The 16,961-nt window shown below is 71.0% G+C and carries 10 protein-coding genes and 1 tRNA gene; 5 read left to right on the top strand and 6 right to left on the bottom strand.

Going from position 1 to position 16,961, the window contains the following annotated elements; translation table 11 throughout:
* Window positions 1–105: 105 nt before the first annotated feature.
* The 5 genes from topA (at window position 106) to PV734_RS23610 (ending at window position 9,783) form a co-directional block, all read left to right on the top strand.
* Window positions 106–2,967 carry a type I DNA topoisomerase gene (gene topA, locus PV734_RS23590; RefSeq protein WP_319092676.1) on the top strand — a complete coding sequence of 954 codons (2,862 nt, stop codon included), beginning with the start codon at window positions 106–108 and terminating at the stop codon, window positions 2,965–2,967.
* 185 nt (window positions 2,968–3,152) lie between these two features.
* Complete coding sequence (gene tmk, locus PV734_RS23595; protein WP_319291508.1) at window positions 3,153–6,467, top strand: dTMP kinase; 3,315 nt, start codon at window positions 3,153–3,155, stop codon at window positions 6,465–6,467.
* A gap of 177 nt (window positions 6,468–6,644) precedes the next feature.
* On the top strand, window positions 6,645–7,850 hold the full coding sequence (locus PV734_RS23600) for a DNA polymerase III subunit delta' (RefSeq protein ID WP_319092673.1): 1,206 nt from the start codon (window positions 6,645–6,647) through the stop codon (window positions 7,848–7,850).
* Between the two features lie 193 nt (window positions 7,851–8,043).
* Window positions 8,044–9,591, top strand: coding sequence for an alpha/beta hydrolase (locus PV734_RS23605; RefSeq protein WP_319291511.1), 1,548 nt, complete (start codon window positions 8,044–8,046; stop codon window positions 9,589–9,591).
* Between the two features lie 118 nt (window positions 9,592–9,709).
* Window positions 9,710–9,783: transfer RNA gene (locus PV734_RS23610), tRNA-Thr, on the top strand.
* 50 nt (window positions 9,784–9,833) lie between these two features.
* Here PV734_RS23610 and PV734_RS23615 read toward each other — a convergent pair.
* From PV734_RS23615 to traB, 6 genes are all read right to left on the bottom strand, one after another.
* The gene (locus PV734_RS23615) at window positions 9,834–11,231 is read right to left on the bottom strand and encodes a tyrosine-type recombinase/integrase (RefSeq protein ID WP_319291514.1); all 1,398 of its coding nucleotides are present in this window, start codon (window positions 11,229–11,231) and stop codon (window positions 9,834–9,836) included.
* 70 nt (window positions 11,232–11,301) lie between these two features.
* Entirely contained in the window at window positions 11,302–11,502 is a 201-nt protein-coding gene (locus PV734_RS23620) for a helix-turn-helix domain-containing protein (protein ID WP_319291517.1), read from the bottom strand.
* A gap of 465 nt (window positions 11,503–11,967) precedes the next feature.
* The gene (locus PV734_RS23625; protein ID WP_319291899.1) at window positions 11,968–13,443 is read right to left on the bottom strand and encodes an ATP-binding protein; all 1,476 of its coding nucleotides are present in this window, start codon (window positions 13,441–13,443) and stop codon (window positions 11,968–11,970) included.
* A 2-nt stretch (window positions 13,444–13,445) separates the two neighbouring features.
* Complete coding sequence (locus PV734_RS23630; protein WP_319291520.1) at window positions 13,446–14,285, bottom strand: bifunctional DNA primase/polymerase; 840 nt, start codon at window positions 14,283–14,285, stop codon at window positions 13,446–13,448.
* A gap of 162 nt (window positions 14,286–14,447) precedes the next feature.
* Window positions 14,448–14,759 (bottom strand): hypothetical protein, encoded by a 312-nt coding sequence (locus tag PV734_RS23635; RefSeq protein WP_319291523.1) that lies wholly within the window; start codon window positions 14,757–14,759, stop codon window positions 14,448–14,450.
* A 170-nt stretch (window positions 14,760–14,929) separates the two neighbouring features.
* Window positions 14,930–16,933, bottom strand: a complete 2,004-nt coding sequence (gene traB, locus PV734_RS23640; protein WP_319291901.1) for a plasmid transfer protein TraB — start codon at window positions 16,931–16,933, stop codon at window positions 14,930–14,932.
* Window positions 16,934–16,961 lie beyond the last annotated feature (28 nt).

Consider the following 16,961-nt stretch of genomic DNA (forward strand, 5'->3'; position numbering starts at 1 on the left):
ACACGGGGGCGGGATGTACCGTCACACTCCGCAGCGTCAGCATGACCCGACCCCGGGAGCAAGACCGGGGGAGACCCCGAGTGTCGACCGGAGAGAAGAGCGAAGTTGTCCCCGACCAGCGAGACCGCACAGGGCGGCCGCCGACTCGTCATCGTCGAGTCGCCTGCCAAGGCGAAGACGATCAAGGGCTATCTGGGCCCCGGATACGTCGTCGAGGCGAGCGTCGGGCACATCCGCGACCTCCCCAACGGCGCCGCCGAGGTGCCCGAGCAGTACACCGGTGAGGTGCGCCGCCTCGGTGTGGACGTCGAAAACGACTTCGCACCCATCTATGTGGTCAACGCGGACAAGAAGGCCCAGGTCAAGAAGCTCAAGGACCTGCTGAAGGACTCCGACGAACTCTTCCTCGCCACCGATGAGGACCGCGAGGGCGAGGCCATCGCGTGGCACCTCCAGGAGGTCCTGAAGCCCAAGGTCCCGGTCAAGCGGATGGTCTTCCACGAGATCACCAAGGCCGCGATCCAGGCCGCCGTCGCCAACCCGCGCGAGCTGAACCAGAAGCTGGTCGACGCCCAGGAGACCCGCCGAATCCTCGACCGTCTCTACGGCTACGAGGTCTCGCCGGTCCTGTGGAAGAAGGTCATGCCGCGCCTGTCGGCCGGCCGAGTCCAGTCGGTCGCGACCCGGCTCGTGGTGGAGCGGGAACGCGAGCGCATCGCCTTCCGTTCTGCTGAGTACTGGGACCTGACGGGGACCTTCGCGACCGGCCGCGCCGGGGACTCGTCGGACCCCTCGACGCTGGTCGCCCGCCTCGCGAGCGTCGACGGCAAGCGGGTCGCGCAGGGCCGCGACTTCGACTCCGTGGGACAACTGAAGAGCGCGAACACCCTCCACCTGGACGAGGCGAACGCCCGCGCCCTGGCCGCCGCCCTGGCGGACACCAGCTTCGCCGTCCGCTCGGTCGAGTCGAAGCCGTACCGCCGCTCGCCGTACGCGCCGTTCCGTACGACGACGCTCCAGCAGGAGGCCAGCCGCAAGCTCGGCTTCGGTGCGAAGGCGACCATGCAGGTGGCACAGAAGCTGTACGAGAACGGCTTCATCACCTATATGCGTACGGACTCCACGACCCTGTCGGACACGGCGATCAACGCCGCCCGTACCCAGGTCACCCAGCTGTACGGCGCCGACTACCTGCCCGCGTCCCCGCGGACGTACGCCGGCAAGGTCAAGAACGCGCAGGAGGCGCACGAGGCGATCCGCCCCTCGGGCGACCGTTTCCGCACCCCGGCCGAGACGGGCCTGACCGGCGACCAGTTCCGGCTCTACGAGCTGATCTGGAAGCGCACCGTCGCCTCCCAGATGAAGGACGCGGTCGGCAACTCGGTCACCGTGAAGATCGCCGGCAGGGCCGCCGACGGCCGTGACGCCGAGTTCAACGCCTCCGGCAAGACGATCACCTTCCACGGCTTCCTGAAGGCGTACGTCGAAGGCGCAGACGACCCGGACGCCGAGCTCGACGACCGCGAGAAGCGCCTGCCCCAGGTGAACGAGGGCGACGCCCTGTCCGCCGAGGAGATCACGGTCGACGGGCACGCCACCAAGCCCCCGGCGCGCTACACAGAGGCGTCGCTGGTCAAGGAGCTCGAAGAGCGCGAGATCGGCCGCCCGTCGACCTACGCGTCGATCATCGGGACCATCCTCGACCGCGGTTACGTCTTCAAGAAGGGCACGGCCCTCGTGCCGTCCTTCCTGTCCTTCGCCGTGGTCAACCTCCTGGAGAAGCACTTCGGGCGGCTCGTCGACTACGACTTCACCGCCCGGATGGAGGACGACCTCGACCGCATCGCCCGCGGCGAGGCCCAGTCCGTGCCGTGGCTGAAGCGCTTCTACTTCGGCGAGGGCGCCAATGGTGCCCCCGCCGTCGGCGGCGCGGCCGAGGCCGGCAATGGCGACGGTGACCACCTCGGCGGTCTCAAGGAACTGGTGACCGACCTGGGCGCGATCGACGCCCGCGAGGTGTCGTCGTTCCCGGTGGGCAACGACATCGTGCTGCGCGTGGGGCGCTACGGCCCGTACATCGAGCGCGGCGAGAAGGACTCCGAGAACCACCAGCGCGCGGACGTGCAGGAGGACCTCGCTCCCGACGAGCTGTCCGTCGAACTGGCGGAGGAACTGCTCGCCAAGCCGAGCGGCGACTTCGAGCTGGGCGCCGACCCCGAGTCCGGCCACCAGATCATCGCCAGGGACGGCCGCTACGGCCCGTACGTCACCGAGGTGCTCCCCGAGGGCACCCCGAAGACCGGCAAGAACGCCGTGAAGCCGCGTACGGCCTCGCTGTTCAAGTCGATGTCCCTGGACACGGTGACGCTGGCGGACGCGCTCAAGCTGATGTCCCTGCCCAGGGTCGTCGGCAAGGACGCGGAGGGCGTGGAGATCACCGCGCAGAACGGGCGCTACGGGCCCTACCTCAAGAAGGGCACGGACTCGCGGTCCCTGCAGACCGAGGACCAGCTCTTCACGATCACCCTCGAAGAGGCGCTGGAGATCTACTCCCAGCCCAAGCAGCGCGGCCGGGCCGCCGCCAAGCCGCCGCTGAAGGAGCTGGGCACGGACCCGGTCAGCGGGCAGCCGGTGGTCGTCAAGGACGGTCGTTTCGGGCCGTACGTGACCGACGGCGAGAGCAACGCGACCCTGCGCTCCGGTGACAGCGTCGAGGAGATCACTCCGGAGCGCGGCTACGAGCTGCTCGCCGAGAAGCGTGCCAAGGCGCCTGCCAAGAAGACCGCCAAGAGGGCGCCGGCGAAGAAGGCCCCCGCCAAGAAGGCCGCTGCGACGAAGACCGCCGCGGCCAAGAAGACGACGGCGGCCAAGACGACCGCGGCCAAGACGGCGGCCGTGAAGAAGACGGCCGCGAAGAAGGCTCCGGCCAAGAAGGCGACCGCTTCGAGGGCCACGGGCGAGGAGTGAGCCTGTCGGTCGCGACGACACCCGCGGGTGGTCGCGACCGATCGTGGTGACCGGTCTTCGCCGATCTTCACCTCGCCTTCGCGTGAACTTCGCGAAACGACCGCCCCGGCACCATCTGGTGTCGGGGCGGTCGTACGTCCGGACGGCCACTTCGGGCTGTCGGTGGCTGCCGATAGGCTGAAAGCATGACGCCAGCAGAGCAGCCAACGGCCATCCCCCAGGCCCCCGACGACGCGTTGGTCGCGGACTCCCGCGAACGCGCCGTCCGCGCCCTGCTGCGCCGGCCCCAGCTGAAGAGGCTGTGGAGCGCGCAGCTGGTGGGCGGTGTCGGTGACGCCCTCGCCCTGCTGGTCCTGGTGGTGCTCGTCCTCCAGGCGGCCATCGCCGAGGGCTCGTTCGGCGGCGGCTACCGGGGCGTGGCGCTCGCCGTGACAGCCGTCTTCGGGGCACGAATTCTGGCCACGCTGCTCTTCGGTGCCGTCCTGCTCGGCCCGCTCACGTCGCTCACCTCGCAGGAGGGTCCGCTCGACCGCCGCTGGACCATGGTCGGCGCCGACGGCCTGCGCACCATACTCATGATCATCGCGCCCCTGTGGATCGACTGGACGCCGGAGAACTCCCTCGCAGTCCTTCTGGTCACCGCCTTCGTGATCGGAGTGGCCGAACGCTTCTGGACGGTCTGCCGGGAAGGCGCGGCGCCCGCCCTGCTGCCCGCGCCTCCCCCGGAGGGGGCGACGGTCCGCCCGCTGCCGGACCACATGGACGCCCTGCGGCGCCTGTCCCTGCGTACGACCTTTGTCACGCTGCCCCTCGCGGGCGCCGCGCTCCTCGTCGCCGCGCTCGTCAACAACCTGCTGGGCACCGGCATCGAGTGGTTCGGCCGGCACCAGGCGGCCTTCGGGTCGTACGTCGCGGCCGGGCTGTTCGCCGCCTCGCTGTCCGTGCTCACCTACCTCGAACTGCCCGACACACGCACCCCGCGCGCGCGGTCACCGCTCGAAGGGCTACGCCGCCCCAAGTCCGGCACCGCCGCCGAGACGGGCCGTACGGGCGCGATCCCGCTGCTCGTCCTGGCCTGCGCGGCCGTCTCCGGCGCGGTCGCGGCGGCCGTCTCCGTGGCCGTCCTGCATGCGAAGGACCTGGGCGGTGGCCCGGTGCTGTTCGGGCTGCTGGTCCTCGTGCTGACCGGCGGCACTGTCATCGGTATCCGTACGGCACCGAAGGTGCTGGTGGCGCTGTCGCGGCGCCGACTGCTCGCGCTGGCCATCGCCTTCACCGGGGTCGCGCTGCTCGCCGCCGGGCTGGTCGCGGACGTGACGACGGTGCTGCTGATCGTCGGGCTCGCGGGCATCGGCGCGGGCGTCGCCGCCAACACCGGGCACACCCTGCTCGACCAGGAGACCGAGGACCAGCGCCGGACCCGGCTGACCGAGCATCTGCACGCGGTCGTACGGGTGTGTGTGGCGCTGGCCGCGCTGATCGCCCCCCTGGTGGCGGCCCTCATCGGCCCGCACCGCCTGGAGAGCGGCAAGTTCGTCTTCGCGCACGGCGGCGCGGCGTTCACGCTGATGCTGGTGGGCGCGCTGCTGCTGCCGGTGGCCGCGCTGGTCCTCGCCAAGGTCGACGACCGCTCCGGTGTACCGCTGAGGCACGACCTGAGGGACGCCGTGCGCGGCGGGGACGACCCCGCGCAGGCGACGGCCGCGACCGGCTTCTTCATCGCCCTGGAGGGCGGCGACGGGGCCGGGAAGTCCACCCAGGCGACAGCGCTCGCCGAGTGGATAAGGGCCAAGGGCCACGAGGTCGTGGTCACGCGCGAGCCGGGGGCGACCCCGGTGGGCAAGCGGCTGCGGTCGATCCTCCTGGACGTGTCCAGTGCCGGTCTGTCGCACCGCGCGGAGGCCCTGCTGTACGCGGCGGACCGCGCGGAGCACGTCGACACGGTCGTACGGCCTGCCCTGGAGCGGGGGGCGGTGGTCGTCTCCGACCGCTACATCGACTCGTCGGTGGCCTATCAGGGCGCCGGCCGGGACCTCTCACCGACCGAGATCGCGCGTATCTCGCGCTGGGCGACCGACGGCCTGGTCCCGCATCTGACCGTCCTGCTCGACGTCTCCCCGGAGGCCGCCCGCGAGCGGTTCACGGAGGCGCCGGACCGGCTGGAGTCGGAGCCGGCCGAGTTCCACGAGCGCGTGCGGTCCGGTTTCCTCACGCTGGCCGCCGCCGACCCGGGCCGCTATCTGGTCGTGGACGCGGGCCAGGAGCCCGAGGCCGTCACGGCGGTCGTCCGCCATCGGCTCGACCTGCTGCTGCCCCTCTCCGAGGCCGAGGTGAAGGCCCAGGAGGAGGCCCGCAGGGCGGCCGAGGAGGAGGCCAGGCGCAAGGCGGAGGAAGAGGCCGCGCGCAAGGCCGAGGAGGAGCGCGTCGAGCGCGAGCGTCAGGAGACGCTGGCCCGACTGCGCGCCGAGGAGGAGGAGCGCAAGCGCCGCGAGCTGGAGGAGGCGCAACGCCGCGAGGCCGAACGCCAGGCGGACGAGGCCCGCCAGCGAGCCGAGGACGCGCGCCGCCGCGCCGAGGAGGAGCGGGTACGGCTGCTCGCGGAGGAGAAGTCCCGCGCCGAGGCCGAGGCCCGCCGCAAGGCCGACGAGGACCGCCGACGCAAGCAGGCCGAGGAGGAGGCACGGCTGCACGCGGAGGCTGAGGAACGCCGGCTGGAGAAGCAGCGGAAGGCCGAGGAAGCGCTCGTACGGGCAGAGGCGGAGCGCCGACGGGTCGCGGAGGCGACCGCGGCTGCAGCGGCTGCCGCCGCGGCTTCGGCGGCGGCATCAGCCGCTGCGGCTGATGCCGCCGGTGCCGGTGCGGGCGCGGGTGCCGGTGCGGGCGCGGGTGCCGGTGCGGGCGCGGGCGCGAGTAGGGGTACGGGTACGGCTTCGGGTTCACGTGCGGCTGGGGTTGGGGGTGGCGGTCGGTCCGGTGGAGCCGAATCCCCTTCCGATTCCGAGCTGACGGCGAAGCTGCGGAAGCCGACGACGCCTCCGGGTGCGGCGGACGAGACCGCGGTGCTGCCGCCCGTTCCATCGGCTCCGCCGGGTGCGGCGGACGAGACGGCTGTGCTGCCGCCGGTTCGGTCGGCTCCTCCGGGTGCGGCTGATGAGACGGCGGTGCTGCCGCCGGTGGTGCCGGGTGCGGCCGATGAGACGGCGGTGCTGCCCGCCGTACGGGAGGACGGTGCGGGCCAGCGGGACGGTGCGCCTGCGGATCGCGTGCCCCCGGGGTTCTTCCGGGACGAGCGTGCGGACGGGGAGTCCGGGGCGGGTGAGGACCGGACGCGAGAGCTGCCCCAGGTCGACGCCGATGGCACCCCGCGTCGGCGTCCGCGCTCCGACTGGGCGGAGGAGACACCGCTGGACGACCTGCCGACGCTGGCCGACGAACTGCTCGGGCCGCACTCGGACGACGACCGCGACGAAGGGCGGGGACGGGGCGGGCGGCGCCGCTGAGGCGGGCACTCGTCGCCGGTCGACCCGGCCGTCGGTGGCGCCCGTCCGTCCGTGGAGTCCGTTGTCAGTGGGGACCCGCACAATGGGTTCCGCAGGCAAGCCGTGACGAATCGGCCTGACGCGGGTGGCGTGATGAAACGCCGTGACGAAGCGGCGTGACGAAAGGGCGGTGCTCCCATGCCGGTGTGGGACGACGTGGTGGGTCAGGAGAAGGTGAGCGCGCAGCTGGAGGCCGCCGCGCGGGATGCCGACGCCCTGGTCACCGCTGTTGCCGCGGGCGAGCCCCAGCCCGAGGCGTCGAAGATGACGCACGCCTGGCTCTTCACCGGCCCGCCCGGCTCCGGCCGGTCCACGGCGGCCCGTGCCTTCGCCGCCGCGCTCCAGTGCGTGAGCCCCGACCGAGCCCTCGGCGGAGTCCCCGGCTGTGGATTCTGCGACGGCTGTCACACGAGCCTGACCGGCACCCACGCCGACGTGGACATCGTCCGCACCGACCTCCTCTCCATCGGCGTCAAGGAGACCCGCGCACTGGTCCGGCGGGCCCAGCTGTCGCCGGCCGTCGGGCGCTGGCAGGTCATCGTCCTGGAGGATGCGGACCGCCTCACAGAGGGCGCGGGCAACGTCCTGCTCAAGGCCATCGAGGAGCCGGCGCCGCGCACGGTGTGGCTGCTGTGCGCCCCGTCCATCGAGGACCTGCTGCCCACGATCCGCTCCCGCTGCCGTCTCCTCACCCTGCGCACCCCGCCCGTGGAGGCGGTGGCCGACATCCTCATCCGCCGGGACGGTATCGAGCCGGCCGTTGCCCACACCGCTGCCCGGGCGACCCAGGGTCACATCGGTCGTGCACGGCGGCTGGCGACGGACGCGCGGGCCCGGGAGCGCCGGGCCGCCGTCCTGAGGCTGCCGTTGCGCGTCGAGGACGTCGGCGGCTGCCTGAAGGCGGCCCAAGAGCTGATCGACGCGGCGTCGGAGGACGCCAAGCAGCTCGCCGAGGAGGTCGACGTGAAGGAGACGGAGGAGCTGAAGGCGGCGCTGGGAGCGGCCCAGGGCGGCCGGATGCCGCGCGGTACGGCGGGCGTGATGAAGGAGCTGGAGGACCGTCAGAAGCGCAGGAGAACGCGTACACAGCGAGACACCCTCGACCTGGCCCTGATCGACCTCACCGGGTTCTACCGCGACGTTCTCGCCCTCCAGCTCGGCTCCCGGCTGGCGATCGCCAACGCGGAGGCCGAGGATACCCTGGAGCGGCTGGCCCGCGCCGGTTCACCCGAGTCGACGCTCCGCCGCATCGACGCGATCGCCGCGTGCCGCGAGGCCCTGGACCGCAACGTGGCGCCGCTGCTGGCGGTGGAGGCGATGACGCTGGCGCTGAGAGCAGGCTGACGGGCGTCACCTCCGATGCGTAACTGTGCGACGCGCACACTCGCCGCTGGTGAGGGGGCGACTCGGGGGTGGCTGGGATGGCTGGGGTGACTGGAACTCGTGACGGCAACCGGCAACCGGCAACCGGTAACTCATACGGGTCATATCGTGGACGGAGAGTATTCATATGGTTCCTCAGGGTTACGCTCGCTGAATGCATATGAGGCGTACACCTCGTCCGGCCTGGTCCTTGCTCGCTGTGGCCGCGCTGCTCGTCTCCGCCTGTTCCACGGGGAGTTCGACCAGCGCAGCAAGTGCTGCGAGTGTGGCGAGTACGTCGGCCACGCCGGCCGGCCTCGCTCGGTACTACGGTCAGAAGCTGAGCTGGCGGTCGTGCGGTGTGCCCGGTTTCCAGTGCGCCACGATGAAAGCGCCCCTTGACTACGCGGCTCCGACAGAGGGCGACGTCAAACTCGCCGTGTCCCGCAGAAAGGCCACGGGCGCGGGCAAGCCGCTCGGCTCACTGCTGGTGAACCCGGGCGGGCCGGGCGGATCGGCGGTCGGCTACGTGCAGGCGTACGCGGGTATCGGCTACCCGGCGCAGGTCCGCGCGCGCTACGACATCGTCGCGGTCGACCCGCGCGGGGTGGCCCGCAGCGAGCCGGTCGAGTGCCTGGACGGCCGCGAGATGGACGCGTACACGCAGACGGACACGACTCCCGACAGCGACCGGGAGGCGGAGCAACTGGTCGGCGCGTACAAGGAGTTCGCCGAGGGCTGCGGCAGCAGCTCGCCCGCTCTGCTGCGGCACGTGTCCACGGTGGAGGCAGCCAGGGACATGGACATCCTGCGGGCGCTGCTGGGCGACGAGCGGCTGACGTACGTCGGGGCGTCCTACGGAACGTTCCTCGGGGCGACGTACGCGGGGCTCTTCCCGGACCGGGTGGGCCGCCTGGTTCTGGACGGCGCGATGGACCCCTCCCTGTCCGCGAGCCGGCTGAGCCTCGACCAGACGGCGGGCTTCGAGACGGCCTTCGAGGCGTTCGCCAAGGACTGCGTACGGCAGACGGACTGCCCGCTCGGTACGAAGTCGAGCGAGGTCGGTACGAACCTGAAGGCGTTCTTCGGCCGCCTCGACAAGTCGCCGATCCCGACGGGCGACGCGGCCGGGCGCAAGCTGGGCGAGGCACTCGCCACGACCGGCGTGATCGCCGCGATGTACGACGAGAGCACCTGGCCGCAACTGCGCGAGTCGCTGACCTCCGCGATGCGGGACAGGGACGGTGCGGGCCTGCTGCTCCTTTCCGACAGCTACTACGAGCGCGACGCCGACGGCCGCTACTCGAACCTGATGTCCGCCAACGCGGCAGTGAACTGCCTCGACCTCCCGGCGGCGTACACCACCCCCGACCAGGTGCGCGACGCGCTGCCGTCCTTCGAGAAGGCGTCCCCGGTCTTCGGTGACGTCATGGCCTGGGCCTCCCTGAGCTGCGCGTACTGGCCGGTGCGGGCGACGGGCGAACCGCATCGCATCGAGGCGAAGGGCGCGGCCCCGATCGTCGTCGTCGGCACGACCCGGGACCCGGCGACCCCGTACCGCTGGGCCCAGTCGCTCTCCCGTCAGCTGTCCTCGGCCCGCCTCCTGACCTACGAGGGCGACGGCCACACGGCGTACGGGCGCGGCAGCGACTGCATCGACGGCACGATCAACAAGTATTTGCTCCGGGGCACCCCTCCTGTGAAGGGGAAACGGTGCGCGTAGCGGGGCACGGGCACCGGTGCGGAGGCCTCTCCGGGGGCCTCCGGGGGGTGTGCGGAGCACCCTCCGAAACTGTGTAGACTTACCGACGTTGCTGACCGCACCATGGTGCGAACAGCGCGCCGCCTTAGCTCAGATGGCCAGAGCAACGCACTCGTAATGCGTAGGTCTCGGGTTCGAATCCCGAAGGCGGCTCTGTGGAAGCCCCAGGATTCTCACTCGCCGTGACCTGGGGCTTTTGCTTTTTAGCGGATGCGGCGGCGACGCTGAGCACGCGCCGCTTTGCGGTCGGTGGTCTCAGTTCTGGTCTCAGTAGTGGGTTCCGGCGCGGGTTCGGGCGCGGGCATGAAGTGGTCGCCCATGCGACGCATCGCGTCCTTGGACAGGTGGGATCGGCCCTTCACGTACCGCTTGGTCTGGCTGATCTGGGTGTGCCGCAGGATCTCCATGATCGTGGGCATGTCGACCCCGAGTTCATTGAGGATCGTGCCGGCGGTGTGACGGCTTCCGTCGTACAGGCGCCGGTCTGTGATGCCTGCCTCTTCAAGCAGTTCCTTGAACTCCTCCCAGTCGGCGCGAGGGTCGAGGGGACGGCCGTCCGGCCGTGTGAAGAGCGCGTCGTACTCCTGCCAGTCGTCTCCGGCGGCGGCGCGCATCTCCACCTGCTGCTCCTTGTGTGCGTGCAGGTAGGGGATGAACGGCGGCGGGATCGGAACGGGGTTCGTGCTCTTCTTCGTCTTCGGGCGGGTGAAGACCAGGCCACCGCCCTTGCGCTCGGGGCAGGCAGTGGCGTGCCGCCGGCAGTCCTTCGGGCACGGCTTCGGGCAACCGCGCGTGTAGTTCTTGTGGGTCCGGCAGTCCGGCGGGCACGGCTCGAATCGGTGGAGGCGTTCGCCGCAGGCACGGGCGTCCGTGCATCCGTGGCGCCAGGTGAGGCGTTGAAGCTGCCACTGGGGGTTGAACAGCTCGGCTTCGAAGTCGACGTAGGTCCACCGGAGTCCCAGGGTTTCCCCTTGCCGGAAGCCCATCCCGACGCCCACGCACCACCGCATGAAGGTGGGCCGTTTGGCGGCGGCTTGCAGGAACGCCTTTGCCTGCTCGGTCGTGAACGGGTTCGCTTCCGTCTCGTCGACCGTGGGCGGGTCCACGAGGGTGGCCACATTCTCGCCGATGATCCGGCGGCGGTGCGCGATTTTCAGGGCGCGGGAGAGGATGCGGTGGACCTTGACCACGTGGGAGGGCGCGTGGCCGTTGTCGAGCATCACGCGGTACATGCGTTCCAGGTGCTCGGGGGCGAGCTTGTCGAGGCGGTGCTTGCCGACGCCGGGGACGATGTCGTTTCGGGTCTTCGACCAGTAGTCGTCCAGGGAACGGGGCTTGAGCTTCAGGCTCGCGATGTCGGTGAGGTACGTGGTCATCCACTGCTCTACGGTCGGTTTGCGGCCTGCCTTGGGGGCGCGGCCCTTGTCCCGGAGGTTCTCCAACTCGCGCACCTTGCGGCGTACTTCGGGCTCGGTCCTGGCCCTGCGGTGGCGGCGGTCGGGGCTTCCGTCGTCCTTGACGCCCATCGTCACGCGGCCGTGCCACCAACCGTCGTTGCCCTCGTAGACAGACGATTCCATGTTCGGATTGCGGGGGCTCATGTTCCTCCATGCGAGAGGCGGCCCCGGATCGTGGTCCGGGGCCGCCTCGTTCGAGCGTGGGTCGGTTGGGTCAGTGGGTTGTCGGTTCGAGGTCGTTCACGTACGCCTCAAGGTCGCTCCGACGGATGCGGCGGGAGCGGCCACGCTTGACGTACTTCAGGAGTCCCTCGGCCATCAGCTCGTAGACGGTGGAGCGGCCGTACGACAGGACCTTGGCGGCGGCTTCGGGGGTGTAGAGCAGTTGGTCGGCGGGCGGGAGCGCGGTGCTCATCTGGGCGACGGGGGGCACGAGAAACCTCCGGGGGCCTGTTTCGGGAGTCCGTGTCTGTCCGAGGTTCGGATTTCTGCGTCATTGCGTCATCAGCGTCATTCGGGGCTGTGACCTGCTGTTTTGCGTGACGCAGTGGTGGGGGTGTGCGTCATGGGTGCGTCATGGGCTGCGTCATCCGTGACGCGGCCCATGACGCAGATGACGCAGGATGACGCAGAGTCCGCCGTCTGCGTCATGCCCGTAGCCGCAGGTCAGGTGCTGTTTTCCGGCCCGCATGACGCAGATGACGCAGCGTCTTCCCTCTTAGGACAAAAGAGGGGGGTGTCTGTTGTCGTGCGGTGCGCCTCACAGCGTGAAGAAGGAGCCGCTGCGCGGCGCGTCCTTGGCGCGGCGTTCCGCCGAACAGCAAGAGGAGCACGCCACGGGGCTGGTGCTCCTCTTGCTTATCCAGGCGGGCGGCGCGGGTCAGAACGCCGGTTTCTGCTCGTGCGGGGGCGGGGTGGCCGGGCGGGTCATTTCGAGGTAGCGGCCCTCGCTGGTGCGGCCCGTGTCGATGAGAACACCCCGGGCGGCCAGAGTGGGCTGGAGACGCTTGAGACGGTCGGAGAGGACTTTCCCGGTAGTCGGCCACCCCTTAGGCAGGGCACGCAGTTCGTCGCCGCTGTAGAGGCGACTGAGGCAGTGCAGCCACTCGGTGGAGGTCATCCGCTGCGCGCCGCCCGGCTCGATGGTGTCGGCATGGCGGAGGACGGTCTGCGCCAACAGGTCGCCCTCGATGACGTCGTCGTTGAGGTCGTCCAGGCTGGCCCGGTAGGCGGGCAGGGCCCCGAGGCCGGTGGCCGCATCGAGCTGCGCGCACAGGTGCGCGAAGTCGGCCATCCGCAGGTCGGTGGGGGTCTCCGCTTCGACCGCGCGGACCTTGACGGTGAGGTCCAGGAGCGAGCCGAGAACGACGGGCAGAGCCTCGGCGTACTCCGTCCACAGTTCGGCTTCGGTGCGCCGGATGGTGGGGCGTTCCAGGCGCAGCGGCAGGAGCCGTTCGGCGAGGTCGGGCCGAATGACTCCCACGTCGATGCCGGTCAGCAGTAGGGGCCGGCGGTAGCCGACGCGAACCACGTCCCCGTCGGTGAACAGGGCGCGTTTGACGCTTTCGGCGCCGGTGACGATGCAGCACATGGCGTCGGACAGGTCGGGGGTCATGTGGGAGAGGTTGTCCAGGGCGGTGACCCATCCGGCCGCCACCGCTGCGATCAGGTTCTCCTCGTCCTTCGGGGCCCGGCGCAGGTCGCCGCTCATGCCCTCGATGATCCTGACGAGCATGCGTCCGCCGGTGGACTTGCCCGCCCCCTGCGGGCCGGTGAGGAACGGCGCCGGGACGGGAACCGACGGCCCGAGACAGCCGATCAGCCAGGCAATGGCCAGGCACTCGGTCTCGGCACCTGCGAAGTTGCACAGTCGCAGCAGGAGATCGATGCCTTTGCCGTTGGTGTCCTTGGCGGGCAGGGGGAGTTCCCCGGTGAGCTGGGTGCGGCGCCAGCACACCTCGCGGGGGTCGGGGGTGAGGATGTCCCAGCCGGTGGGGTGGATGCGGATGGACTGCCCGTCGTCACGTCCGAGGTCCAGCCAGGTGGCCCCGTCGAATCCGGGGGCGACGCGGATGTGGACGGGCTGCACGTCTTCGGTCAGCGCGAGTGCTTCGATCAAGTCCAGGGCCTCCTTGAGCGCGGTCCCGTTGAACACGCCGCGCCCGTCCTTGAACAGGCCGACCATGAGTTCCTGGCGGTGGCTGCCCGTGGTGCCCTGGGAGCGGATCGGACGTGCCACGGGGTGGCCGTTCTTCTGCGCGTACACGGTCCCGTCGGCGGTGCGGAAGTACCGGAAATGCGCCTGCGCGTAGCCGGTGATGATCTCGCGGGCGGGGTTCTTCTCGTCGTCGGCCATGGTCACAGTCCCAACGTGGTCAGGGCGTTGGCCCACGCGTCGGTGCAGTGCCGGGGGGACTCGCCCTTGGCCTGCGCGGCGGCGAACAGCCGTGCGGTGTGGGCGTCGGTGAGGCAGCCGCACCGGCCGTGCGTGGACAGCACGGCGAGGAACGTCCGGTACACGGTGGCGTGAATTCCGGCGCGAGCTTCGGTGATGCGCTGCTCCGCCATGGCGATTCCGCGGTTCAGGTAGGCGGGCGTGCGGTGGCGGCACTCCCCGCCCCCAGTTCGCGCGGGCACGGTGAGGGACTGCGGCGCCGGCCGGACCGTGGTGGGTTCCTTCACGGCCAGCGCGCGCACAACTTCCGGCAGCGCCGTCATACGGCCGGTGCCGGGACCGAGCCAACGGGCGTAGGCCATGGTGGACTTGATGTCGACGCCGGGCCGTACCGCGTTGGCGGAGCGCATGGCGCCCTGGTAGATCCAGTGCTCGCCCCGGGTGGTGGGCACGGTCCGGGTCGCGGGCAGCGTCGCGCGGGCCCACGCGATGGCTTCCGGGTTGTCGAGGTCGACGGCGGTGAGGCCGGCGCCGCCGGGGTGGTAGCCGAGCCCGGCGGCCCGACGCCATGCGGTGGCCCACTGGGGGGAGTTGAGGACGTTCGGGTCGGTGGTGGCGGCGGCCCATGCGTGGCAGACGTCGGGGCAGGTGCAGGGGCCGGGGGTTTTCATGTTGGGCCGTCCGCCGCACGCGTTCTTCGCGCAGGTGCGGCAGTTGCCGAACGGCACCTTTCCCGCCCGCAGTGGCAGCGGCGGCACACCGGCCGCCGCCAACTCCAGCGCTGTCCGCAGGTGGACGCTCACGCGACGGCCCTCCCGTCCAGCACTGCGGCGGCGAAGTAGCCGCGTACTCGCCGGATGTCAGTGGGTTGAGTCATTCTGGAGGTCTCCAGTTCCTTGATGGTGACTGGCTGGCAAGGGCGGCCCCGCTTCATTGGCGTGAGTGGGGGGCCGCCCTTGGCGTTGCTAGTGGGTCTTGGCGCGGGCGAGTTTGAGGGTGATGCCGCCGATGCCGATCGGTCCGGTGGCGCCGGCGATGATGGTGACGGCGTGGGCGGCGGCGTCGAACAGTGCGCAGAGGGCGACGACCAGGCCCCAGGTTCCGAGGGCGGCGGCGCCGGCGACGGCGAACGGGATCAGGACCCGACGCCACGGGATGCCGTTGCTGTCGGTGGTCTGGACGACGATGACGACCGGGGCGCCGGTGGCTTGTGCGCGGCGCCAGTCGTCGGCGGGGACGTGCGGGGCGATGATCCCCGGCGGGTCGCGGTGGTTCACGGGAATTCCCTTCGGTGAGCGCGGCGGGCCCGCGCCATAGGTGGCGCGGACCCGGGGGCGTGCAGGTGTCAGACGCGGGTGTCAGGGGTGTCAGCGGGTGGTGTCAGGAGTGCGTGACACCGCGTGTGCCTAGGGGTTTGGGTGTCAGGGCGCCGTGACGGTGTCAGGCGTCACGCGGGTGTCAGGGCGGGGACGATCCGCCACCGGCCGGTGGTGTTGGTGGGCTCCAACCGGCCCTCCTCGTACGCGTCCTTGAGCCGTGCGGAGACCCACGGGCGGGAGAGGCCGTGCCGGTCGCACCACTCCATGAAGTCCTTCGGACCGACGACCATGCGGCCCTCGTCCTCGAACTGGGTGAGCGCGTCGGCGAACAGCCGCCGTGCCTCGTCCGGGGACGGCTTGCGGCCGGACTCCTGTCCGAACAGCGGGGTGTCGTCACCCTCTTGCGGGTCGGGGAGTTCGGCGTCCGGGTCGATGTCGACGTCCTCCGGGTCGACCAGCAGGCCGTACTCCATGTCGTCGTCCCCCTCTTCGCCGGCGGCGCCGGCCGTCTGCTCGTCGGTGTCGTTGCGGGTGGTGTAGGCGCGGCCGGCGACACCGGCCGCAGCACGGTCGGTGACCGGGTCGGGGGTGGCGCCGTTGCGCTGCGCCCAGGTGGCGAGCAGCTCCATGACCGGCACCGCCCGATGACCGAACGCGCGGGTGCGGCCCGGGGAGGGGTAGCGGGACTCGTCGATACCGGGGCTGACGACGTAGCAGTAGCCAGGGCGCCGGTTGCCCCATGCCCCGGGGTGCGCGCCGGCGTCGATGACCGTGTCCGGCAGGCTGAACCCTTCGTCGCGCGGGTCGCAGCCGAGCGCGATCACGGACGGCAGCGAGGCACGCGTGCTGGTCGACATCTGGTCGTAGGAGGGACGCTGAAGCGACACGACCAGCGAGATGCCAGCGCTGCGCGCTTCCTGCGCGATGCCGGTGAACACGTCGTCCCCGAGGGCGCGCAGCGTGTTGGCCGCCTCTTCCATCCAGGCGACCAGGAAGGGCATGCCCGCGCAGCCGCACGCGGTGCCGTCCTTGCGGCACGTGTGCTCCCGGCTGTTCTGCTGCTCCACACATTCCGGGGTCCACTGCCGGTAGCGGTGGGCACCGAGCCAGCCGGTGCGGGCGGGGATGGCGGCCTTGAGGGCTTCCACCATGACCTCGGTGGCGGTCCCGCCCTCGACAGCCCAGTCGATGCCGGGCAGCAGGGGGCGGAAGTCCTGGAAGGACTTGGGGTCGGAGAGCCACAGGATCACGTCACGGCGGGAGAGGATCTCCGTTTGGACGTTGAGGGCGGTGTCGCCCTTGCCGGACCCGGTACCGCCCGCGATCAGGACGTGGGTGGAGTTCCGCTTGGCTTCCGGGTCGCCCGGGAGCCAGAGCAGGAGCGGGGCGCCGTCGTCGTAGCGTCCGATGACCAGCGGTTCCGCGATCGAACCCCCGAGGTTCGAGGGTCCCTCCCACTCCACCAGTTCGGAGAGCATGTCTTCGGGGACGATGACCAGTTCGCCGCGTCGTGCCGAGCCGGGGTCGGGCAGGTAGCGCACGGCCGACGTCGGCAGATCCAGGGCGGACGCGAGGCGGGACAGGCTCTTGGTGACGTCGTCGTTGGTCTGCTCGCCCGCCTCCAGGCCGAGCGACGCGGTGACCCGGTTGGGCTCCACCTTCGCCGCACCAATCTGCGCCCGCGCCAGCCCCACCTTCGCCAACAGCCCCTTGTCGGAGCCTTCGCCGGCAGGGTCGTCGTTGCGCCGCAGGACCATGCGCACGTTCCACGACAGGGCCAGCACCGGCCCGCCGATCAGATACATGTCGTCGATCGGCCCGGCGGTCGGTCCCGCGAGGCACGCGGCCGTCAGCCACGCGGACCCGGCGGCCACGGTGATCGCGGAGTGGATGCGGCGCTGCTGGCTGGTCGACTTTCCCATCCACCAGGTGGCGCCGGACAGCGCCACGGATGCGAGGGTGAGGCCGACACCGGCGGCGGCGCTCTCACCCCACCGCCAGTTCCCCAGCGCACCCGTGATGCCGACACCGGCGACGCCGATCCACGGGGGAAGGTGGGGCTTGGCCCGGTTGAGCAGGTAGGCGCCGACACCGCCCCCGCCGCCCCGGGTGTCGAGGGTGTAGCCGCTCATGCCGTCGTCGGGGTAGGTGGTCATGCGG

This window comes from Streptomyces sp. AK08-02, assembly GCF_033795085.1.
In the GTDB taxonomy this organism is placed as follows: Bacteria; Actinomycetota; Actinomycetes; order Streptomycetales; family Streptomycetaceae; genus Streptomyces; species Streptomyces echiniscabiei.

What these genes read in the sequence shown, in the direction of transcription:
- tmk (WP_319291508.1), top strand. Translation starts at nt 3,153, where the DNA reads ATGACGCCAGCAGAGCAGCCAACGGCCATCCCCCAGGCCCCCGACGAC.
- PV734_RS23600 (WP_319092673.1), top strand. Translation starts at nt 6,645, where the DNA reads ATGCCGGTGTGGGACGACGTGGTGGGTCAGGAGAAGGTGAGCGCGCAG.
- PV734_RS23605 (WP_319291511.1), top strand. Translation starts at nt 8,044, where the DNA reads ATGCATATGAGGCGTACACCTCGTCCGGCCTGGTCCTTGCTCGCTGTG.
- PV734_RS23615 (WP_319291514.1), bottom strand. Translation starts at nt 11,231, where the DNA reads ATGAGCCCCCGCAATCCGAACATGGAATCGTCTGTCTACGAGGGCAAC.
- PV734_RS23620 (WP_319291517.1), bottom strand. Translation starts at nt 11,502, where the DNA reads ATGAGCACCGCGCTCCCGCCCGCCGACCAACTGCTCTACACCCCCGAA.
- PV734_RS23625 (WP_319291899.1), bottom strand. Translation starts at nt 13,443, where the DNA reads ATGGCCGACGACGAGAAGAACCCCGCCCGCGAGATCATCACCGGCTAC.
- traB (WP_319291901.1), bottom strand. Translation starts at nt 16,933, where the DNA reads ATGAGCGGCTACACCCTCGACACCCGGGGCGGCGGGGGCGGTGTCGGC.